The sequence below is a fragment of the Flagellimonas alvinocaridis genome (assembly GCF_004916895.1).
Lineage (GTDB): Bacteria > Bacteroidota > Bacteroidia > Flavobacteriales > Flavobacteriaceae > Flagellimonas > Flagellimonas alvinocaridis.
Genome location: NZ_SNTZ01000001.1, coordinates 1 through 22,396, shown reverse-complemented (window position 1 = coordinate 22,396; position 22,396 = coordinate 1). Strand labels below are relative to the sequence as shown.

Genomic DNA, 22,396 nt, shown 5'->3' with positions numbered 1-22,396 from the left:
CCCAAATGAATCTAGCACAATTTTCTATAGACAAAAACAGAATAATCTTCATGGTATTGACAACAATCGTGCTCATGGGTTTAGTAATGTATTCGGGTTTGTCCCGAGATAGCATGCCTCCTTATACTGTACGTTTAGCCACTGTTGTTTCTGAATTTCCTGGGGCAAGCCCTGAACGCGTTGAGCAATTGGTTACAGACAAAATTGAGAAAGCGGCTCAAGAATTACCTGAACTTAAAGAGGTAAGCAGTATCTCAAGAACAGGATTGTCTGTGGTAAGCGTAACCTTAAAGGATGAAGTGCCTCCAACGAAAATGCAATCTGTTTGGGATAGATTGCGTAGGAAATTAAATGTATTGGAAGGTTTACCTGAAGGAGTAGTTCCCTTTTTGAACGATGACGGTATTGGTGATGTTTATGGCATTGTGGTTGGTTTAACATCTGATGGATATTCTTATGCAGAGATGAAAGAATACGCTGATGATATAAAGGATGCACTAATAAGCTTACCGGATGCAGCCAAAGTGGAAATTGGTGGTGAGCAAGAAGAACGGGTTTTTGTAGAGTTTGAAAATTCGCGATTAAAAGAATATGGTTTGTCGGCCTCCAAACTTCAGCAGGCTATTGCTGCTACTAATATTCTGAACTCTGGCGGGCAAGTTAATTTAGGTGATGAGCGTATAATTTTGGAACCAACGGGAAATTTTAATTCTGTAAAGGATATTGATAACATGCTAATTTCCGTAGGGAACGAGAACAGTTCTCAGCTTATTAAACTAGGTGATATAACAACGGTAAAAAAAGGCTATATAGACCCACCTTCTCAAGAAGTACGTATCAATGGTAAAAATGCTATTTCATTACACGTGAACCTAAAAGAAAATGCCAATGTAATAGCGTTGGGTGAAGAAGTTAACAAGGTGGTTGATCATTGGCAAGAAAAGTTGCCTGTTGGATTAGAACTGATAAGAGTGTCGTCATTAGATAATTATATAGATTTTAAGGTAAACGATTTCATTGTAAACCTGATGCAATCTATTGCGATTGTTTTGCTCGTCATGCTTATTTTCTTAGGTATTAGAACAGGTTTTGTTATTGCTAGTTTAATACCAATAGTAACCATTATGACATTAATGGTTATGGGGGTAATTAATATGGGCTTAAACCAGGTGACCCTAGCAGCTTTGATTATGGCGCTAGGGATGCTTGTTGATAATGCTATTGTAGTGGCAGAAACCATTATGGTAAAAATGGAGGAAGGCATAGAAAGAAAAAAAGCTACGGTAGAAGCATTTTCAGAATTATGGATGCCTTTATTGATTTCAACATTAACAACATCGGCAGCATTTTTGGCATTTTACCTATCACCTACAGCTATGGGAGATATTGTAGGTCCAATTTTTGTTGTAATTACCATTGCTCTTTTGTCGTCTTGGATTATTGCACTCACAGTTATAACATTGTTTTGTTACCTATTTTTAAAGGTGTCTCCAAAAACGGAAAAGAAGCCAGGATTCATAGATGTTGTCATTAACAAGTTGAAGATTTATTATAAAGACATGATATTGACTGCGCTACAGAACAAATGGAAAGTGATAATTGGCATTTTTCTTATTTTTTTAGCTTCTCTATATGGATTCACTAAAATACCTTTCGTGTTTTTTCCAGATAGTGACCGTAATATGATCACAGTTGATATCAACTTACCAGAAGGTAACAAAATTGAGCGAACTTCTGAGGTTGTGGAACGAATTGAAAGCTATATAGCAGATTCATTGCAGGTAAATAACAAACGATTGACTGGAATTTTAGATTGGTCTTCTTACATAGGAGAAGGGCCAGAATCATATGATTTAGGATATACACCTGATGAAGCTAATTCAAACTATGCCCACATTCTCATAAATACATCATCTTTCAATGAAAATAATAAGATGATTGCCAAAATTGATGATTTTGCATTCAAAAACTTTCCTAATGCTGATATTAAAGTCGGGGCTTTATCTGCTGGTGGCGGCGGCATACCTATTGAGATTAAAGTTTCTGGCAATAATTTTGATGAATTGTCTCAGATTAGTCAGGCAGTAAAATTAAAATTGTCCAGCATTAGTGGCACAAAAAATGTCAAGGACGATTGGGGCCCTAAAAGCAAGAAATTTATTATTGAAATAGACCAAAACAGAGCTCAATCAGCAGGAATCACAAGCTTGGATATCGCAACTTCATTGCTTACCGTTTTAGATGGTTTTCAGACGGGAGAGTATAGAGAGGATGATAAATCCATACCAATAGTTATGCGTAGTGATGACAATCAGCAACAATCTTTGGCTTCGCTTGAAACACTAAATGTTTATTCGCAGACAACTGGGAGGACTGTGCCATTGTTACAAGTAGCATCTATAGTCCCTATGTGGCAATACTCAAAAATTAAGCGTTTTAATTTGGTAAGAACTGTAATCATATCTAGTGATTTACGCCCTGAAGGTAATTCTTCTGATATAATCAATGAAATTATACCATGGCTGGAAGAGCAAAGAAAGAATTGGCCCTCTGATTATAGTTATGAGTTTGGCGGAGAGGCTAAGCAATCTGAAGAGAATATGGGATCCGTCATTGGGTATTTGCCATTATCAGGATTTATAATTGTGCTGCTATTGATTATTCAATTCAATTCTTTTAGAAAAATGGCCATGGTAGTGATGACTATTCCTTTAGGTATCATTGGTGTGGTGATTGGCTTATTAGTATTTGGTGAAGCCTTTGGATTTATGCCTTTTCTAGGTTTAATATCCCTTGCAGGAATTGTAATTAACAATGCCATTGTTCTTATTGATAGAATGGAAATTGAACAGCGTGATTTGGGAAGAACAGAACAAGATGCCATAATCGCCGCTTGCTTGCAACGATTCAGACCTATACTTTTAGCAACATTTACAACAGTACTCGGTTTATTGCCGCTATATATCTCTGGAGGAGAAATGTGGGAAGGAATGGCTATAGGAATCATGGTGGGTTTATTGTTTGGGACCGTTATAACACTATTGTTTATTCCTACTGTATACAGTGCGCTTTTTAAAGTGGATTATAAGAGCTATGAGTTCAATGAAAAACTTATAGAAGAATAGCAAGTGGTGCTAAAATTGTGAGTACACAATTTATCAAATTGAAAACACCTCTTATTTGATTTGTTGTTTTTTTCTTCACATACTTTAGATGGATAAATACGACCTTGGTTATGTTACAAATGAGATTTTGAATCAGGTTTTTACCGTATGTAGTATTTTGTCTTTTTCTATGGGTTATATAAAAATTGAAGAGAATCTGGAGACTACGGTAACGCATACAGCTTTTTTCACTTAAAGTTTCCAACTCAATCTGTAGTAGTCAGTAACTGGGAGTTTGCCAAATTGTACGGTAGGTCACTTTTTATTATGATACTTTTTCAAGCCGAGTAAGTTCAGTTGAACTTCCTTGCCCCTAAGCAGAATTGAACCAAGGTCAATAGTTTTATAGCTATTGTCCTTATTTAGAGCCTCGAACAATTCTTTTGATATAATAACCTGTTGTTGGTATTCAGAACATTTTGATTGAATACGTGCTGCAGTATTTATGGTGTCGCCGTGATAGGCTATTTCTTTTTTTATTGTTCCTACCTCTACAGTTATTATTTTCCCGCCATGTATACCAGCCTTAAATTCAGGTATTATACCGTAATTCTTTAGGTAATAGGGACTCCTGTTTTTTAATCTGTCCCTAAATGAAAAAAATAATTCTGTACAATTATTATTCTGAATTCCTAAAGTGTAAATCCATGTAATAACTGCTTCATCTCCAACGTATTGATAGATTTCGCCTTTAAAATTCAATAATATTTCATTCAAATCAAAAAAACAGTCTTTAATTAATTTGCTATGTTTAAAATGCCCTAATTTCTCAGCTATGGTTGTTGAAGATTTTAAATCAAGGAACATAAATATGCGCGTTTCTTCTTTTGGAGTTTGATATTTGCCTTGAAGAATTTTCCAAAAAGTATTACCTCCTAAAAATTCAGTGGAAATTCGTATAAATGACAAACCTATGGATATATATAATGCATAAATTAAATAAGCCCAATAAACTTTATTGTCCAATCGCAGATACTCTTTCGTGAAATAATTTGTATTGTTTTCTTTGTTAAAAAAGAAGAAGGCGATAATTAAAACAAAAGCCAAAACGATAAAATACGCAATGGTCTCGAAAATAAAATACAACCACATAGGAATTCTGTAAGCCAAATATTTTTCGAACACATATTCAACAAGCGATAAAAAAAATCCAATTAGCATTCCTGAAAGAAATCCATATTTTAGATTATCTATCAAAGACAATTCGTATTCAAAATTTACATGAATGCCAGGTTCGTCATATACACCGAGGTATCTTATAAATACATGCAGACACATTGCTATTGTCCAAAATAGCAATGATTTTATGAGGATAATTAAGTATTTTTTTAATTCTCTATTCATATGGATTAAACCCAGCTGGTCATTACCTCAGTTTACTTTATTAGTTTTATGCCCTAAATTCAAATATAGATGAATCCTTAGCTGGTTATAAAGCACAATTATATTATTTGTTTCAAAAATTTATTGCATGAGGGATTTCATAAAACTCTCATATTCATGTAATTTAATCATGCCATTAATAGAGATGACACTTTTGTTGTAAAATTCACCCAATTTGACTTTTTCAACTTTCATCTATTTTTTAGTATAAAGCTTTGGTCTAATGAGTTTTAAATACATCTAATTTATACATGATTGCCCACAATTGTGCCTTACCTGACGGTTCATATGCATTGATAGAATGAACAGGGAAGACTAAACGTTTTCGCTCTATAATTTACAAAAAAATAAGAGAAAAATTATCATTTATGTAGAGAGTATACTGAGTGAAAATGGTTCGCATCATTTATAAGTTTGCTCATGGAATTTAATTGTGATTGGACTTGTTTAGATTCAGTTCGATAATCTGAAATTCAATATTTAAACCCAACATGATAAAATAACCTAAAGACTAACTCGGGATGGCTTAATACAGAAATTGAGGAACAGATTTTACAGTTCCAGTAGTAAAATCCTGACAGAAAGAGTATACCTTATTTTTTCAGACGTTCAGCACATTCCCCTACGTTCCGCGGCTTTCCGCAAAAAGACGGATAGCCACTCCACTTCGGGAAAAGCGCTTCACTCAAAAACATCTTGGACACCATCCCCGTTTTTGGCTTTCCATTCCGTTACCCCTGTCCGTCCCGATAGCTATCGGGACTGGACAGGGACACTGCATTCCCGAGCCAAAAAGGGGATGGAGTCCGCTTGCCAACGGAAAGCCACCGCTTCGGTTTTCCCAACGTGATATTCGGCAAGTTCTTCTTGAGCCCTTGCTCGAAAATCCCTAAAAAACGAACCGCTGTCTTACACATTTTAAGGGGTTTATAATGGATAAAGCCTGTATTGCTTTTCGGGGCGTCGAAAAGCAGGCAGTGCATAACCAATTCTAATTTAAACCCTATTTGCCGCACGCGCTTAACTGCCTGTACGCTTCCTTGCAAATGGTTTAAAAGAATTGCTAATGCCCTTATGGAACTTGTCAAGACCAAGGCAGGTTCCGGCAAAAAATAAGGTTTCTACTTCCTTGAAAATGCGAGCATTTTACTACGTCGCAGACACTCCTGATTTTTCACCGAAAGTCTTGACAAAACCCACTTTATCCATTGTGCTGCGCACGAAAGAAATCAAACAAACACCCCTTAAAATTTAAGTTGAATTGAAAAGGGAAATTATTAATCTTTTAAATCTTTTAGTTATGAGTACCATTAAAAATCACGTACAGTTAATCGGAAATGTTGGGCAAGAACCAACCATTACGAACCTTGAAAGCGGAAAGAAAGTAGCCCGCTTTTCATTGGCGTCCAACGAGTATTACAAGGACGGCAAGGGCGAAAAACAAACGGACACCAATTGGCATACGATTGTCGCTTGGGGAAAGACCGCCGAAATTGTTGAAAAGTATGTAGAAAAAGGCAAGGAAGTGGGCATTACGGGGAAATTGAAAACAAGAACCTACACCACCGAAGACGGCAACCAACGCTACGTAACCGAAGTAGTAGCCGATGAAATCCTATTGCTTGGAAACAAAGGCGATAAGTAAAACCAAAAAAAGAAAGAGGGCACTTAAACCAGTTTTCAATTAGTGCGTGCCCTCTTTTCATTATCCACTTTAAAATTTAGAATAATGAAGAGTAAAGTTAACGAAATTCAGATAAGTTACCGGGAAAAGATTTCAACCTTGAAATCAGAACCTATAAATAGTTCCCAAGATGCAGCAAGATTGCTCTACGAGCATTGGGACAAGAACACGATAGGCTTGCACGAGACCTTTAAAATCCTGTTGTTGAACAATTCCAATAAGGTCAAAGGGGTTTTTCCATTGTCCACGGGAGGTCTAACGGGTACGGTGGTCGATGTGAGGATTCTTTTTGCTATTGTGCTAAAGACACTTTCCGTTGGGATTTTGCTTGCACATAACCATCCAAGTTATAAGACCCGACCAAGTGAAGCGGATTTGACCCTGACCAAAAAAATTAAAAAGGCGGCACAGCTTTTTGACGTGAGGTTGCTCGACCATTTGATAATAACACCAAATGGTGACTATTACAGTTTTGCCGATAATGGCGATTTATAAAAACCGACATTATGGAAAGCAAGGAAAAAGAAAGTCGCCATACCGATTTAGAATTCTGGTCGGACGAACAACATGACCAAGGGGATTACCCCCTTGGTTTTGACCCCGATTTGTACGACCTATAAACATCTTGAACAATGATTTACCTCAATTATAACAATCTCGATGACGAGACACAGAGCCGACTGCTTGCCATGTCAAGAAAGGATGTGGAAAAGCGGTTCGGGGAACAGATAAAGGATATACTCAGAAACATTACATGAATTACGATACCCTTTTGGAAGAGGAAGCGATACGGAATTTATACTCCTATACCTTTGTATTCAATATTTAGGAACACTAAAACGAACCAAAACAGCCCTTATTAAATGAGGGCTTTTTCTATGCTCAAAAGATTGAAAACCGTATCTTTACTTCGCTGAAATCCAGCATCAAATTTTTAAAAGGGATTATCCAATTTTTGACTTTCGCCGATAATCCTTTACATCGGAAAATAACATATCGGAAAATTATTTTCCCTGAAATGGCAATCTGGATGGGAAGCAGATTGTATGGAATTTTGTCCCGCGAGCGGGACGAAATGGAATAGCAAGAGGGTAACACGCGGAGCGATGTTACGTATTCCGTTTTTAGTGCAATTAATTGGTTTTTAGGTAGTTGAAAATTATTGAATTGTATTGGGTTTCAACGATTTGCGACAAACGGCCTCCAAACGCCCATTTTCAGGGAAGATTTTGCGACAAATCGGCGAAATATGGACTCATTCATCGGTATCAGGTTCAAAAAGGAAACCGCAAAGCGTTTCCAGGCATTCTCACGCACCCATTTCAAAACTCACACCGAGGCAATGGAAACCATTCTCGATTTTTTCCACTACAACGAGATTTCCCCAAAGGAAAATTTTGGGCCAACGGGACGTACCATTGAGGCCAAATTGTTAAAGCGAATCAATGCCGTTATCGCCATAATGCGTGATGTGGAAAAGACCCAGACCAAGCCCACGGTCGCCATGCTGCAATCCCTGTTTGAGGTTGATGAGCCTAAAAAGAAACCGCTCATTCTAGAAAAGAAATATGCCGAAGAAAAGCAAGAGGTCAAATTCAGGGAGAAGAAAAACACCACCAACGAACTTTAAAATTTTAAACAATGTACATCACCATCACAGCACAGAATTTGGGGAAGAACTACTCGCAAAGCTCGGCGGATTTCGTGAAGTATCTGGAAAAGGAAAACCAAGGTTTGGAACAAGAGGATATGGAGCATTTTTTCAACCAGTATGGCGATGAGATTTCCGCAGCCGAAGTGGTACGCGAAATCGATGGCAATACCGCCAAGCTCAAACGGGACGAACCCAAGTTCTATTCCATCACGGTCAGCCCGTCCAAATCCGAGCTACGGAGACTTCAGGACAACAGCGAGGATTTGAAACGGTACACCCGTGAGCTGATGAAGGACTATGTGGCAAGTTTCAACAGGGAAATAGACGGTCGCCCAGTTTCGGTCGATGACATCAAATATTTTGCAAAAATCGAGCACCAACGCAGCTTTAAGGGAACGGACAGGGAGATTCGAGAAAACCAACCTTATGCCACAAAGATTCTTCAGCTTAAAACCGAAATCCGGAACATTCAAAGAGGAACGATGGAAGGCAAAATCAAAAAACGACAAAAGGAAATAGCCAAACTCAAAAAGGAAGCACCGCACCAACAGAACGGCAAGCGCATCGTCCAAGGAATGAAAAAAGCTGGCAACCAAAGTCATATTCATATCATCATCAGCCGAAAGGATGCCTCCAATTCGTTCAGCCTTTCCCCTGGAAGCAAGCACAAGGCATCCAAAGTGGAGATGCACGGCAAGACCGTAAATCGGGGGTTTGACCGAGACCAATTCTTTGAACGAGCCGAAAAGACCTTTGACAAAACTTTCGGTTATCAGCGCAACTTTGCAGAGACCTACAAGGCCAAAAAGGAATTTGTAAAGAATCCGAAAGGCTACTTTGCCGCCTTGATGAAACTGCCAGCCAACGAAAAGGCATTGGCCTTTAAAATCATCGGAAAATCGGGCGTTCCGATGCTGCCCAACATTCCCACCAACAAAGCACAATTGGCACTTCGTGCCTTTAAACGGTTGCAGCGTGGTGCGGAAATCGCCATCAAATCAAGTTCAATCGGAATCTAATATGCAAACGGACAACCTTATATCGATTCTAATAATAGTTGGCAGTCTGAGTATTGTTTTTTACGGCTGTTTTCGGGTGGTCAAATATGCCTTTGCCCTGAATATCTTGCTAATCGGTTTACTGGTTTTTTATGTTTCAAAGGAATTGGGATGGCCATTGGCTTCCTTGTATTATGGCTGTCCGTTATTGCTTATCAATACAGTGTTCTATGTATTTCTGCATAGTCCGAATGAACTCAACAATGGAAATGAAAGTTTTAGTGTAAGTTTTGCTACGACCAAAGGCCAATTCAAACTCCACAACATTAAACGAGGGGCTTCGGTCATCGGTTCTGCGGGAAGCGGAAAGACGGAAAGTGTGGTCTATGGGTTTCTGAAACACTTCCAAAAACATCGGTTCTGTGGCATCATCCACGATTACAAGGATTTTGAACTTACCGAAATGGCCTATCCGCTTTTTAAGGATGGCGACATTCCCTTTAAGGTCATTTCCTTTGACCGTATCATCCACAGGGTAAACCCGATTGCACCTCGTTATCTGGAGAACGAGGAAAGTGTAAACGAGGTTTCTAGGGTGTTGATTGAAAACCTTTTGGAGCAACGGGAAAGTGGTTCGACTGGAACGACAAAATTCTTTAACGATGCCGCCGAGGGCTTGGTCGGTGGACTGATATGGAAGCTGAAAACCGATTACCCTAGATATTGCACCCTGCCCCATTTGATTGCCATTTATCAATTGTTGGACACTGACAGCCTCATCCAATTTTTGGAAACCAATACCACGTCTCGGGCTATGGCGGATGCGTTCATTAGTGGCAAAGATTCCGAACGGCAAACGGCAGGTGTAAAAAGTACCTTGGCCAATGCGCTAAAACGCATCAGCACCCAACGCATATTTATGGCATTGTCCGCAGATGAAGTACCGTTAAATATCAATAGCGAAGAAAATCCAGGGGTTATTTCGGTGGTGAACAATCCCAAATACGAGACATCTTATGCACCGGTTATTGCCACCATCGTCCACACCATCACCAAACAGATGAGCGTTCGCAATTCCCGACCGTCTTTTTTGTTGATGGAGGAAGCACCCACCATTCGTTTATTAAATATGCACCGGATTCCGGCAACATTGAGAAGCTATGATATCGCCACAATCTATGTGATGCAAGACAAAATCCAAAACGATATGATGTACGGTGATAAGGCAAGCCGGGCGATTTTGAGCAATCTGTCCTATCAATTCTTTGGAAAGGTAAACGACCCGGACACGGCAAAATATTACGAACGCTTTTTTGAAATCATCAAAGACCCGACTAAAAGCATCAGTCGTGGCCATAACCTCGATTTTGATACCCGGATTACTACGGGCGAAAAGGAAATTCCGAAGATTCGGGCAGATGTGTTCTTCCGATTAAAACAGGGCGAGTTTATTACCTACGCCGATGGGAAGGATAAGAAAGTACATTTCAAACTGGCTAAAATCCAAAAGAAACTTCCTAATCCGAAAAAGCAATATTCAAGTTCGGATTTGGAAGCCAATTTTGAGCGGATTTATGATGAGGCTAGGTCGATATTTGGTTGAAAGCACGTCTGTATCATTTTAAAAAGTTGCTTATTTACAACATAAAATGTATTTTTGTCGTTAAAGAGCAACATTATGAATTCTAAGAAAACCATATTGCTTCCCAAATACCAGAAGATTTTTGACCAGATCGGTGAAAACATCAAACTGGCACGAAAGCGAAGAAAGCTCACGACAGAGCAAGTTTCCGAACGTGCGGGCATTCACAGGGCTACCCTTTATCGCATAGAAAAGGGAGACCCGGCCGTGGCCATTGGCCTGTATTTTAATGTGCTCAGGGTACTGAATCTTCAAGATGATTTCTTGAAGCTTGCCAATGACGATGCCTTTGGCAGAAAACTACAAGATCTGGATTTATTATAATAAAGATGGCAGAAGGAAAATTTGACATATACGTTTTTGCTGACTGGGGGGGCTTGGAAGGTCCGACCCTCATAGGTACGTTATCCGCACATTTTGCCAAAGGAAAGAAAGCCTTCAGTTTTGAATATGACAAAGATTGGTTAAAAACAGATGCACAACGTTTGCTTGACCCTGATATTAAGTTTTATTCCGGGCCACAGTTTCCTGCCAACAAAGAGAATTTTGGAATCTTCCTTGATAGTATGCCGGACACTTGGGGCAAGACCTTGATGAAGCGAAAAGCAGCACAAGACGCAAGGGCAAACAATGAAAAACCAAAAAATCTTTATGAACTGGATTATTTGCTTGGTGTGTTCGATGAAAGCCGAATGGGGGCCTTACGCTTTAAAACAGATTTGGACGGTCCTTTTTTGGATAACGATGCCCAAGCCCCAACACCGCCTTGGTCATCGTTAGGCGATTTACAGGAAGCCGCTAAACAACTGGAAAGTGATGACCAAAGTGAGGCCATCAGAAAATGGATTGCGGTTTTAATAGCACCTGGTTCATCCTTGGGTGGAGCCAGACCCAAAGCCAATATTTTCGACGCACAAAAAAATCTGTGGATTGCCAAGTTTCCATCAAAAGCCGATACCATTGACAAAGCCCTTTGGGAGTTTTTGGCTTATCGATTGGCCATAGCTGCCGGCATCGATATGGCAGCATCCAAAGTTGAAAAAATTAGCGGACAATACCATACCTTCTTGACCAAACGATTCGATAGAAAAGTTGAAAAACGGATACACTTTGCCTCGGCAATGACGATGACCGGCAATACCGAAGATTCAATAAAGAATGCCTCACCAAGCTATCTTGAGATTGTCGAGTTTATTGAAAATTATGGTGTTGATGTTGAAGCGAACTTGCACCAACTTTGGCGGCGCATCGTGTTCAATATTGCGATTTCCAACACAGACGACCACTTGCGAAATCACGGGTTTATTTTGACGGATAAGGGCTGGGTATTGTCACCAGCTTATGATTTAAACCCATCCATAGAAAAGGACGGCTTGTCACTAAATATCGATATGGACGATAATGCTCTGGACTTTGATTTGGTGAAAAGCGTGGGCGAATATTTTCGCCTGAGCGAAGAAGAGATGAATACTATTCTGGATGAAGTGCTTTCAGTGGTCAAAGATTGGAAAATAGTAGCCAAAGAATTGGGAATAAAAAATGCGGAAATGGAATTGATGGAAGTAGCTTTTAAATGGTAAAAAAAATAAGATTCCAAATATCGAATGGACTTCATTTAAAATGAAAATATAAAACGGATGCGAACTAAAATTATGAACCTATCGAAGTACAATTCCAAAAAGACAAAGTGAACGACAATTTTCAAAAATATGGCGACCTATTCCAAGTGGACCTTGAACATTTCGATGAATTCTACGGATTGTTAAAGGAAAGAACGCTCAAAAAGTCGGAGTTCTTCCTAAAACAGGGAAAAAAATGCAAACACCTCGGATTTGTGAAAAGTGGAACATTGCGAAGTTTCTACATCAATGAAAGTGGTGAGGATCAAAGTTTCAACATCCACTCAAAAAACCAATTTTTCACGGATTACGAAAGCATACTGAACAATAAAACTTCCAAACTCAATATTCAGGCATTGCGCAAAACAGAAATGCTTTTATTGCACAAAAACGATTTACAAAAACTTTATCTTAAAGAAGCCTATTGGCAGGAATTTGGGCGCAAAATGGCGGAACGGATTTATCTGGATGCCATAAAAAGAATCGAGAACCTACTTTATTTTTCGGCCGAAAAAAGGTATATCAACCTTCTGGAAGAAAGCCCCGAAATCTTCCGGAACGTGCCTCAAAAGCACATTGCAAGCTATTTGGGCATCACCCCACAGTCTTTGAGCAGGATTAGAAGGCGACTGCAAAAAACTTAACTTAAGGTAACGAAATTCTGTCCAGTATATCCTACCTTAATGTCTTAACTAAAAACATTTATACTATGGCAACAAAAAACATAACAATCGTATTGGTACACGGTGCCTGGGGTGACGGTTCACATTGGAAAGGCGTAATCCCAAAACTCGCAAAGGCGGGTTACAAAGTTCGTGCGGTACAAAACCCTCTGACCTCGTTGGCGGACGATGTGCAAAAAACGACCGACCTGGTAAATGCTCAGGACGGCAAAGTGCTGTTGGTCGGTCATTCCTACGGGGGTGCCGTGATAACCGGTGCTGGAAACAACGACAAGGTAACCGGATTGGTCTATATAGCTGCATTTGCGCCCGACAAAGGCGAAAGTTTGGGCGGACTTTTGGCAAAGCGCCCAACCTCTGGTGGTGGAAGCATTGCCCCTGACGACAAAGGCTTTTTATGGATAAAATATGATGAGTTCCAAAGAGAATTCTGTCCCGATGTAAACGATGAAGATGCTCTGGTAATGTCATTATCGCAAAAGGCGATTAGCGGACAATGTTTTGGGGACGAAATGGAAAATCCTGCGTGGAATAAAAAGCCCGTTTGGTACCAAGTTTCCACCCGGGACAAAATGATACATCCCGACACGCAACGTGAAATGAGCGCAAGGATGAACCCGAAAAAAACGATTGAACTGGATGCAAGCCACGCTTCATTGGCTTCAAAGGCAGACGAAATATCGAAATTGATTCTTGAAGCAGCAGAGTCGTTGTCATAACAAATAACAATCTGAAAATGAAAGTTAACATTGGCATTTCCGCAGAAAACAGACAAGAGGTCTCGGACATATTGGGCAAAATCTTGGCGGACGAATTTGCACTTTTCCTAAAGACAAAAAAGGCGCATTGGAACGTTCAAGGAAGCGATTTTAAACCGATGCACGAATTTTTTGAGGAACAGTTCGACCAAATTGACGGATTTGTGGACGATTTGGCAGAACGAATTCGCTCGTTGGGGCATTTCCCACCTTCATCCTTAAAGGAAATGTTGGAATTGACCCAGTTGACCGAAAAGTACGAAGAGGGCACGACATCAAAAGACTTTATCAAAACATTGCTATCAGACCACGAAAGTATCATCGTTGAAATCCGTAAAAACATAGGGCAATGTAGCGACAAGTATAAGGACGAGGGCTCTGCCGGAATGTTGGGAGGACTATTGGAAGAACACGAAAAAATGGCGTGGATGCTGCGTTCCCATCTATAAACGGAAAATGAAAAATGGCGATTTGAGCTTTTAAAACCGAGTCGCCATTTCTATTGAGAAAGTTTAAAAAGGCGTTTTTTCCCTAACACCTTGCTGTGTAACTTTCCATTGCCCATCTTGTTTGACCAGCTTGAAGGTTTCAGGTTTTGAATCGTAAGAAGTAGAGAATTTTACCAGGCAATTTCACCATCGGTTTTCTCATTCAATATCTTAAAATCTGAATCGTTTGAATTTCCATCCGGCACAAAATTCTGGATGCTCACCATACCGTCATAGCCTTCTTTTGTCGTATGGTTTTTTAGGGTTGTGTTGTCTTTAGTGTAAAAACTTTCAGCAACAATTTGAGCCGTTTCGACAGGGGAAAGTTCCTTTTGTTCTGCACAGGCAAAAAGCAGCAGAACCAACGCATAAATGACCAATCTTTTCATAATATTCTAATTTGGGTTATTGATAAAATTATGGGACACCTTCAATTTCAGGTTGCGTTCGCCATTGTTTTCGTTCAGTTCCAGAATCACCCTGCGGTCATCGCTCAACGAAAATTTAGGCATCACATAAACCAATCTGGAGGTTTCGCCTTCAGCTATTTTGCTAGGTCGGTCGTGGACAAAGAGCGGTTCTTGATGCAGGCTTTGCAAGGATTTTTTCCTTCCCTTTTGTCGGGTCTCGACCGAAAAGTTCAAAAAATTCAAATCGTAATCCAATGTGGATTTGTTCTCAATGCGAATCACGAAGTACAGTTCCTCTCTGTCAAAAACAATATTTTCGATGCTCAGAACAATGCCCTCGCTTCGTTTTTTTATCCTTCCGATGCGATGTTTTCGGGTCAGCAGATAGGAACAGAATTTTTGATAATAATAAGTCCGATTTCCAATTTCCCTTACAGGGTTTAGCTGCCCCTCGTTTTCAATAAATACAGGCCTTTCATTGCCTATACTGCTATCCATCGGGATAAAATAATTCAGCTTTTCAAGCTGCTCTCTGTAACATACAATATACGAAAAAATGGCGCCATTTCGGTTGATTACTAGCAGATTACTTTCCTTTCCGGGCTTGGCCTGCAACAAGCCAAAATATTGTTCCTTTTCCCGGTTATAGGTAAAGACAAAATTCTCTGAACCTGTGATGCCCTGACGAATTGGTTCTGGAAAGAACAGGGCAACGTTCTTTTGGTCATTGGCATATATGGTGTCCAGGGTTTGTTGTGCCGTTATAAAGATTGGGCAAATCAATAGCAGTGATAGGATGTAAGTTTTCATTGTGATAGGAATTAAATTATTGCCGATTGTCGGATTTTAAAATGAGTTTGTAATTATTGAGCACTGTCACCTTTACGTTTCGGTTTCTTCGGCGAAGCACTTTACTGACACCGCCGACTTGGGGAACACCAGGCACGTTGATGTCCTGAATAATATCGTCCAGCACTTCGCCCGTGGCCTCTGCCCTGAAACTATTCTGTACATAGATGCCCTCGCTGCCATCCTGAAAATCAATTGCCTTTAGGCTTGTGGGATGATGGTCGATATTTTCTATTTCGATAAGGGCACGATTAGGCTGAAAGCTTATAAAACCAAAGACATCGGTATTTTTCGGAATGCGCTTGCCGTTAATGGTCGCATCCTGCATCAAACGCATCCGTAAACGGGAATTGACCATAACGGTCTGGTCGCCATTGACCACGACATAAATAACATCATCCGTTGCACCAAGCACAGAAATTTCATTTCGCTTTGGATCCGAGGCAAAGAACAATTGATGTTCTAGACCGAGTTCCTTGGCCTTGATTTTTTGTTCGGCAATGATTTCGGAAGAATCAATTTTCTGTTCGGTTTTTTGGACAACCCTTTTTGTTCCGATATTCCGATACGTCCTTTCGGAATAGTTAATCCTGTTGGATTTATAGATACTGTCCACGATGCGCTGTTTTTCCAATTCGGGTAGGTCGGGATTGTAAAGTCCGGTAGAATCCAACAGCTTTTCATCATAAATGCTTGGTGCATTGGTTTCCCGTACTTCTTTTAAATCATTGATGGCATCCAGTTTGGAATCATATTCCTTTTGTTCTTCTTCCAGCTCGGGCACCAAGGTCTGTTCCAGATTTTCATTGTCGCTTTCGTCATCGCCCATAACCATAACCGAATAGGAAATAAGGAAAATGAGCAGCGTGGCCAGGACAATGGCAAATACTATTTTGTTCTTTTCAACTTTAACTTTCATAATAGTAGTTTTTAATTGCCGATTACCTGCCCGACGGCAGGCTGGTCGGCTCAATTTTTCTTAATGAGTTCTCGAAATATTCGGTGATGAGCAGCCCGTGCGGATTGTTGGGAAAGTTCCTATCAACGGTAATCAGGTTTCCAATAGAGACCAATTCGTAGGTGTCAATGGTAGAACCACGGTTGATTTCAAAAATGGTTACCGTTCTGAATGCATAGGTGTCATCCCGTTTCTCGATTTGGGAATCGATACTCAACACTTTTTGAACCAGGGAATATTGCAGCAATCGGTTATAGACCCCGTCCGCTTTTTTCTGACGATAGAGGTTATCTACAGAACTGTTGCCCAACCAAAGTGCCTTTTCCAGATTTTTTTCATAATTGCTCGCATCGATGTTATAGAAATAGGTGTGGAACAGTTGCAAGTGCGACAAGGCCTCGACCTTAAAATTTTCTTGTTGCACGACCAACGTTAATGGAATCACCGAACCATCGGTGTTGACGGCAAAGGCACTGTTTAATGCCCTTTTGTTAATGGTATGAGCCATCCAAACCGAAAAGAAGCTCGACAATGCCGCAGAGATAACCACGGCAAGCACGATGAACCGATTTGTTTTTAGGACGGCATAAATGTTTTTGTACGGTGTTTTCATTTTGATAGGTTTAGTTGCTGAACAATCTGAGGGTAAATGAGGTGGCACGCCTATATAACTTAAACTTTAGGAACACAATGAACACAACGGAGCCTAATTGCACCACAGGGGCAAAAAAGCCTTGGCCAACATCCGTACCGAATAGATTGGTCCAGAAATTGGTATTGATTTCGTTGTAGATGGCATTGATAAAGACGTTGACCAAAAAGAAAGCCGGCACGAGCATATAAACGGCTGCATACAGTTTGAAGAAGTTGTACGCAAGCGACCGGAATTTTTCAAAGACCGCCAAGCTGATGACCAAAGGAAAGAATGCCTGCATTATGCCTAACAAGAAAAAGCGTTCAGCAAGGAAAAGTGGATAAATGAACAAATCCAAAATCCACAGAATAATACTGACGATGAATGCAAATATCTTGAAACCGTACAACGGTGTTACCAATGCTTCGTACAACAATGCCATTGCCGCTTGTGCGGCCTGTACAAACCCGATTTCCTCTTCAATGGGAATATCCTGCATTTGCAATGGTAACAAGGCAGGTGCCGTTCCCCTGTATTGACCTTCTATGGCCACCAAAATATCGTCAAAAAAACCTAAAATTTGCGTAGAGAAAATGACCAAAAGAACAATGGCAAAATTCTTGGCCAGCTCGCCCGGACTCAATCCCCAGGAATAGCCATCCCTATCAGCCACGCCTTCGTTATATTTTTTAAGGATGTTGACCAAAAAGAACAGCACGGCAAGCGTTTTCATCCCGGCAATGGTGTATTGCGAGAATGCGCTGTTCTGTATGGTCTGAAAAATGGTATCGACGTATTCGAGACCAATCCCTAAAATGATGGTGGTGGTCATCGTTAATAATTAGTTTCGCGGTTATTGACCTTATCCTGCATTTTCCTGAAGGAAATAATATCCCGATACCTTCGGGTTTTGGTGTTAACAGCTGACACCATTTCCTTAGATTCTATTTCTTTGGCCTTTAAAATGGCCGCACGTTCAGCATCGCTCATTTTGAGGTAGTCACTGGATAGTACTTCATCAATAAAATCCACCGTGTCCAAGGAGTTTTGAACAATGGCCTCAAAGGATTCCACCACACGACTGACCTCTTCCGGCTTGATATAGGGTGAATTGAGAATGTCCTGCATATCGTCCTGCATTATTTGGATAAGGCGTTGGTTGTTGCTGGCAATTTCCTGAACAGCTCTAAGTTGTTGTACCACGTTTGATACCTTCTCGATGCTTTCTTTGGCATCTTTTAAAAACTTCACGGATTTGATGAGCTGTGCGGTCTGCTTTCCTGATTCCAAAAGCTGTTTTACCAAGCTGATGAAATTGGTGTTGTCATAAACGGGCATCCCCTGGGCGGTGGCACGACCGGGCATTAAAAGGGAAATTGCAAGGAATATCCCGATTGAATAAATTTTGATTTTTGTCTTCATAATTATTGTGATTTAGATGTGAATTCTTTTATGGCCTGTTCCATATTGTTTGTTCTGTTATAAATGGCCATTATGACCTCGTTTTCTGTTCCGTCCGTTAGGTAAGCCGCATAGACTTCCTTGGGGACTTCCAATCGGAAAATGTTGCTTTCCTTGCCAATTTTGATGAACATTTCGGTGTACTTTCTCGGCCCTGAAAGGTTGTTCTTGATGGATTTTAACTGGTTCAGGTCGTGACTGGATAGGTTCAACCGTTTGACCAGTTCCTCATAGCCCTTTTCATTGTTCAGGCTATAGATGACCTGGGTGTTTTCGAGGATGCTTGCCGATGTGGAATTGTTCGGCAATTGGTTGATGGACTGTAAAATAATTCCTATGGCACCGTTCTGCTTTCGAATGGCCTGATAGTAGAACTCCACACTTTCCAACACGTTTTCAAACTTCAACTGTTTGGCAAACTCATCGAATAGGATGATGCCTTTTTCGGCACGGTTCCGCCAAATGGTGCGTTGGATGGAGGATTTGATGAGCTTGAGCATCACGGACAGGATTTCCTTGTTGTCCTTCACTTCATCAAGCTCAAAAACAATCAACCGTTTGTCCTCTATTTTATAGGTCTGGTCTTCGCTGACCTCGAACAAAAAACTATATAGACCATCGCCGACGTACTCTGACATTACGTGCAAAAAGCTCGTTACATTAAAGTAGTCGGGATGGATTTTTAGGTCGTTCAGAATATCCTTATGGTGCCTTTCTATAAAATGGTAGAACCCGTCAAGGGAATGGTTTTCCGAAACGCTATCGTAATAATGGCTCAGAATCTTCTTGACAGAAACGGATTGTGCCTTGGTTACCTTTAAATCCGAAGCGAAGAGTTCAAAAAGGAACACGGACAAATCCTCCAGACGTTCCGGTGTCAGGTCGTTTTGGTCGCTGATGTAAAATGGATTGATACCCAGATTTTTTCCGCTTTCATAACGTAGCACGGTGTATTTTTCGGGATAGAGCTTGGCGAATTTCGTATACGAACCGCCCAAATCGATAATGACCAGACGGACACCGTTTTCAAAATATTGGCGCAGGATGTTATTGGCCAAAAAGGATTTGCCCTCGCCCGTTGGGGCGAATATGGCGAAGTTCCGTGCCTTGATGCGCTTTTTGCGTTCGTCCCAAACATCTTTTAAAACAGGAATGTTATGCTCTCGGTCATTGAAGATGATTCCGGTTGCATCCGATTTGTAGTTGGTATTGTTGATGAACAGGCAAAGGGCGTGCTTTAAATCGGTGACATACAAGTCGTTGTTTGAAAAGTTGGATGAGAAACAGCAGAAGCTATTTAGAATGTAATTTTTTCGTTCTTCGCCTCTTGGGTAGTATGGGATGATATCGAGTTCCTTAAACTCGGTCTTGATTTTTGAGGTAATCGAATCAAGACCCTTTTTGTCTTTTGCCCAATACACTACATTGAGATGACCACGAATAATCCGAGCATTGTCGTCGGCATTGATTTGGTCAAGGATGTGCTGGATTTTACCAAGCACCACTTTGTTCTGAGAACCGAAATTGGAGCTTTTGTTCAGTTCCTCCACTTTTTTGTCGAGCAGTTTGCGCCACTTTTGCTTGTCGTCAAGATATAGGATTTGGTTGACGATATGGTTTTCGTAGAGCGTAAGCCCTAAGCCATCGATAAACCCCTGATGAAATACAAAATCGTCCGAAGTGAATTTCTCATTGGTCTTGCTGCTCTGTACACTTTCGCCAAAGCACAGTTCGCTGTTAATGGCCAGGGCATCAAAATGGTTGTCGCCAATGGCGACGTTTTTCTTTTCCAATAAGATGTCGGTGTCAAATCCCTCACTGAACCCATTGAAATAATTTCGGGTAAACTCCATTATTTCCGTCTCTTTTAATGGTCTCAGGGACACCCTGCGACTGTTGCTGATATAGGAAACCGAATCATTGACCGCATTGGCGAAGCCCTTTACGTTATCGTCCATTTCCTGAACGATACTTTTGGACACCTTTCGGAAGGGGTTGACGTATTTTGGATTGTTGAGTGCCTTGTTCTTGGTAAGGATAAAGAACAGATAGCATTGATGTTCGATATATTCTCGACCTTTAAAATGGTCGTGCGTGGCCTTTTCTAAAAAGGTGCTGTTCGGCAGTTGTTCCGAGGAATAGGTTTTCTTTAAATAAATATCCTGTTTATGGACTACAGTACCCACGGGTAGAGACTTTAAAGCCTGGAACCAAGCCCCGTGCATATCCTCAAAGTCCTTTTCGGAAAGCGAATAGATTTCAGGTAGATTGCCCTTAAAGCACAATACCACATTGCCATTGTTGGCAAAGACGATATTATCTTGAATATCCGCAATAGGTCGATATGCCGAAAGGTTAATCTTGTTCATAATCAAATCCTGAGTTACGCTTGTTACTGATGATTTTCGGGAAGGGGTTTCCCATTTGAAAGAGTTGTGGGTTGTTGGCCATCCGTATCAGGGCGATATAGAGAACGGCATTGAACAGCAATAGTCCTATGATGATACCAAAACCAAAAGAAAAGATGATGATGAGCAAGGATCCCAAAATGGAAACCATCATCAAGGCGAACAAAGAAATGGGCAGGCCAAAAATGACCGCCCCTTTCCGCATATTTCTATAGACCTCGTACTTCTTCATTTTAAACTACGATGCCAATTAAATAAGTAAAGATGCCCACAACCGCCCCGGCGATAAGCACAAAGACCAGTACACGGGTAATGCCTTTTTTGAGGTCGGCGTTTTCACCAAAAAAGTGTCCGGCATTGAAGAGGAAGCCAATAAGGAAGATGACCCCAAGGATGATGGGGAAAATGGTTCGGATGGTATCGGAAACGTCATTGACCGAATCCTCGATGCCACCGATTTGGGCAAAAAGGGATGTGGTCAATAACGAAAGAACGCCTGCCAAATAATGTGATTTTTTCATAACGAATAAGTTTAAAAATTTGTATTGTTTTCGTTATGGGAAATTTACATATATTTGAGGGTAAAATATTGTAAATCAATTAATTGTGAATAAAATATTATTTGATATTGTTTGGTTTCCGTTGCTATTATTTGGCATCAAATTCTATGCGATTTTGAAACCCGACTGTTGATAACCCGAAAAATGAAAATGAAAAATCTGCTCAAAAACGTCAGTTTTGCCATTTTGCTCTTCAAAAGTTGCTTGCTTTCGGGGCAGGATTTGGATGCAAAAAAAGTAGTTGTGATCGACCCCGGACACGGTGGAAAAGATTCGGGTGCAATCGGTGAAAATAGCGTACAGGAAAAAGAGGTTGTTTTGAATATTGCCAAGGCCATTTTAGAGCTTAACGAAAAGTCAAAATCGCCAATGGAAATCTATTTGACACGATATAACGATACATTAATTTATTTGTCCGATAGAACCAAGCTGGCCAAAACCTTAAAAGTTGATTTGTTCGTGTCGTTGCATTGCAACCATTCCGATAATCCCTATGCAAGGGGTATTGAAGTTTACGTGGGAAGTCAACAAACCCAGTATTCCGATAATGCTACTTGGCTTGCCTTTAATTTACAAGCGAACCTTAATAAGAAGATGGGTTTTGAGAGTAGGGGCGTAAAGTTTGCCAATTTTCAGGTGCTAAGGGAAACGATAGGTTATTTGCCCTCTGTATTGGTGGAATTGGGTTTTTTGAGTAATGGGGATGAGGAAAATTATTATTCGGATTCAAAGAATCTACGGCTTGTGGCCAACCTCATTTTAACAACATTAAAATCAATGCTATGAAGGAATTATTTTTGGAGCTGGTAAAGAGTTTGAAAGCGATTATAATTGAATTTGTTTCAGAAATTATCTTACTGTACAAATCGTTCAAAAGCTGAATCACTTCCTCTTATTGGATAAGCCGGGTAAACTGACCCACCTTCGCCGGATAAAACTGACCATAGCAAACGAACTGCCCAGATTTGATCTATCCTTGGGTTAAACTTAGTTTTTATTTTTTAATTTTCTTCTCATCGATTCTCCTTTTATATCTATTCTGT

The 22,396-nt window shown here is 40.3% G+C and carries 23 protein-coding genes and 1 pseudogene; 14 read left to right on the top strand and 10 right to left on the bottom strand.

The features are described from left to right. Positions 1-5: 5 nt before the first annotated feature. Positions 6-3,125, top strand: a complete 3,120-nt coding sequence (locus EZV76_RS00120) for an efflux RND transporter permease subunit (protein WP_136564577.1) — start codon at positions 6-8, stop codon at positions 3,123-3,125. Between the two features lie 294 nt (positions 3,126-3,419). On the opposite strand, the gene EZV76_RS00115 is transcribed toward EZV76_RS00120, so the two are convergent. Next, entirely contained in the window at positions 3,420-4,508 is a 1,089-nt protein-coding gene (locus tag EZV76_RS00115; protein ID WP_136564576.1) for an adenylate/guanylate cyclase domain-containing protein, read from the bottom strand. 577 nt (positions 4,509-5,085) lie between these two features. Here EZV76_RS00115 and EZV76_RS00110 point away from each other — a divergent pair. The 12 genes and pseudogenes from EZV76_RS00110 to EZV76_RS00055 all read left to right on the top strand — a co-directional run bounded on the left by EZV76_RS00110 (position 5,086) and on the right by EZV76_RS00055 (position 14,034). Further along, positions 5,086-5,397: a hypothetical protein gene (locus tag EZV76_RS00110; protein ID WP_136564575.1), complete on the top strand. Its 312-nt coding sequence runs from the start codon at positions 5,086-5,088 to the stop codon at positions 5,395-5,397. Positions 5,398-5,847: 450 nt separating this feature from the next. Beyond that, positions 5,848-6,192 carry a single-stranded DNA-binding protein gene (locus EZV76_RS00105; protein WP_136564574.1) on the top strand — a complete coding sequence of 115 codons (345 nt, stop codon included), beginning with the start codon at positions 5,848-5,850 and terminating at the stop codon, positions 6,190-6,192. An 84-nt stretch (positions 6,193-6,276) separates the two neighbouring features. After that, the gene (locus EZV76_RS00100) at positions 6,277-6,726 is read left to right on the top strand and encodes a JAB domain-containing protein (protein WP_136564573.1); all 450 of its coding nucleotides are present in this window, start codon (positions 6,277-6,279) and stop codon (positions 6,724-6,726) included. A gap of 137 nt (positions 6,727-6,863) precedes the next feature. Continuing rightward, positions 6,864-7,060, top strand: a pseudogene (locus EZV76_RS00095) (hypothetical protein). 420 nt (positions 7,061-7,480) lie between these two features. After that, the gene (locus tag EZV76_RS00090; protein ID WP_136564572.1) at positions 7,481-7,861 is read left to right on the top strand and encodes a BfmA/BtgA family mobilization protein; all 381 of its coding nucleotides are present in this window, start codon (positions 7,481-7,483) and stop codon (positions 7,859-7,861) included. An 11-nt stretch (positions 7,862-7,872) separates the two neighbouring features. Then, on the top strand, positions 7,873-8,904 hold the full coding sequence (gene mobB / locus EZV76_RS00085) for a MobB family relaxase (protein ID WP_136564571.1): 1,032 nt from the start codon (positions 7,873-7,875) through the stop codon (positions 8,902-8,904). Between the two features lies 1 nt (position 8,905). Beyond that, positions 8,906-10,486 (top strand): type IV secretory system conjugative DNA transfer family protein, encoded by a 1,581-nt coding sequence (locus EZV76_RS00080; protein WP_136564570.1) that lies wholly within the window; start codon positions 8,906-8,908, stop codon positions 10,484-10,486. A 75-nt stretch (positions 10,487-10,561) separates the two neighbouring features. Continuing rightward, a complete protein-coding gene (locus EZV76_RS00075) occupies positions 10,562-10,849 on the top strand; it encodes a helix-turn-helix domain-containing protein (protein WP_136564569.1) in 288 nt (95 codons plus the stop codon). A gap of 5 nt (positions 10,850-10,854) precedes the next feature. Further along, positions 10,855-12,105, top strand: coding sequence for a type II toxin-antitoxin system HipA family toxin (locus EZV76_RS00070; protein ID WP_136564568.1), 1,251 nt, complete (start codon positions 10,855-10,857; stop codon positions 12,103-12,105). A 107-nt stretch (positions 12,106-12,212) separates the two neighbouring features. Next, entirely contained in the window at positions 12,213-12,788 is a 576-nt protein-coding gene (locus tag EZV76_RS00065; protein WP_229660169.1) for a Crp/Fnr family transcriptional regulator, read from the top strand. Positions 12,789-12,853: 65 nt separating this feature from the next. After that, complete coding sequence (locus EZV76_RS00060; RefSeq protein ID WP_136564566.1) at positions 12,854-13,546, top strand: alpha/beta hydrolase; 693 nt, start codon at positions 12,854-12,856, stop codon at positions 13,544-13,546. Positions 13,547-13,563: 17 nt separating this feature from the next. Beyond that, the gene (locus EZV76_RS00055) at positions 13,564-14,034 is read left to right on the top strand and encodes a Dps family protein (protein WP_136564565.1); all 471 of its coding nucleotides are present in this window, start codon (positions 13,564-13,566) and stop codon (positions 14,032-14,034) included. Between the two features lie 170 nt (positions 14,035-14,204). Here the strand turns inward: EZV76_RS00055 and EZV76_RS00050 are convergent, their stop codons facing one another. Genes EZV76_RS00050 through EZV76_RS00010 form a run of 9 tightly spaced genes read right to left on the bottom strand, consistent with a single transcriptional unit; the run spans position 14,205 to position 21,314 of the window. Further along, positions 14,205-14,462, bottom strand: coding sequence for a hypothetical protein (locus EZV76_RS00050; protein ID WP_229660168.1), 258 nt, complete (start codon positions 14,460-14,462; stop codon positions 14,205-14,207). A 6-nt stretch (positions 14,463-14,468) separates the two neighbouring features. Next, a complete protein-coding gene (locus tag EZV76_RS00045) occupies positions 14,469-15,293 on the bottom strand; it encodes a DUF4138 domain-containing protein (RefSeq protein WP_136564564.1) in 825 nt (274 codons plus the stop codon). Positions 15,294-15,309: 16 nt separating this feature from the next. Further along, positions 15,310-16,251: a conjugative transposon protein TraM gene (gene traM, locus EZV76_RS00040; RefSeq protein WP_136564563.1), complete on the bottom strand. Its 942-nt coding sequence runs from the start codon at positions 16,249-16,251 to the stop codon at positions 15,310-15,312. A gap of 22 nt (positions 16,252-16,273) precedes the next feature. Next, on the bottom strand, positions 16,274-16,903 hold the full coding sequence (locus EZV76_RS00035; RefSeq protein ID WP_136564562.1) for a conjugal transfer protein TraK: 630 nt from the start codon (positions 16,901-16,903) through the stop codon (positions 16,274-16,276). A 10-nt stretch (positions 16,904-16,913) separates the two neighbouring features. Beyond that, positions 16,914-17,756: a hypothetical protein gene (locus EZV76_RS00030; protein ID WP_136564561.1), complete on the bottom strand. Its 843-nt coding sequence runs from the start codon at positions 17,754-17,756 to the stop codon at positions 16,914-16,916. A gap of 2 nt (positions 17,757-17,758) precedes the next feature. After that, on the bottom strand, positions 17,759-18,346 hold the full coding sequence (locus EZV76_RS00025) for a conjugal transfer protein (protein WP_136564560.1): 588 nt from the start codon (positions 18,344-18,346) through the stop codon (positions 17,759-17,761). Between the two features lie 2 nt (positions 18,347-18,348). After that, on the bottom strand, positions 18,349-20,754 hold the full coding sequence (locus tag EZV76_RS00020) for a TraG family conjugative transposon ATPase (RefSeq protein ID WP_136564559.1): 2,406 nt from the start codon (positions 20,752-20,754) through the stop codon (positions 18,349-18,351). Continuing rightward, positions 20,741-21,025, bottom strand: coding sequence for a hypothetical protein (locus EZV76_RS00015; RefSeq protein WP_136564558.1), 285 nt, complete (start codon positions 21,023-21,025; stop codon positions 20,741-20,743). Before EZV76_RS00015 ends, EZV76_RS00020 begins: the two co-directional genes overlap by 14 nt. 1 nt (position 21,026) lies before the next feature. After that, positions 21,027-21,314, bottom strand: coding sequence for a hypothetical protein (locus EZV76_RS00010; RefSeq protein WP_136564557.1), 288 nt, complete (start codon positions 21,312-21,314; stop codon positions 21,027-21,029). Positions 21,315-21,497: 183 nt separating this feature from the next. On the opposite strand from EZV76_RS00010, the gene EZV76_RS00005 reads away from it, so the two are divergent. Next, positions 21,498-22,139 carry an N-acetylmuramoyl-L-alanine amidase family protein gene (locus tag EZV76_RS00005; RefSeq protein WP_308419840.1) on the top strand — a complete coding sequence of 214 codons (642 nt, stop codon included), beginning with the start codon at positions 21,498-21,500 and terminating at the stop codon, positions 22,137-22,139. Positions 22,140-22,396: the final 257 nt, after the last annotated feature.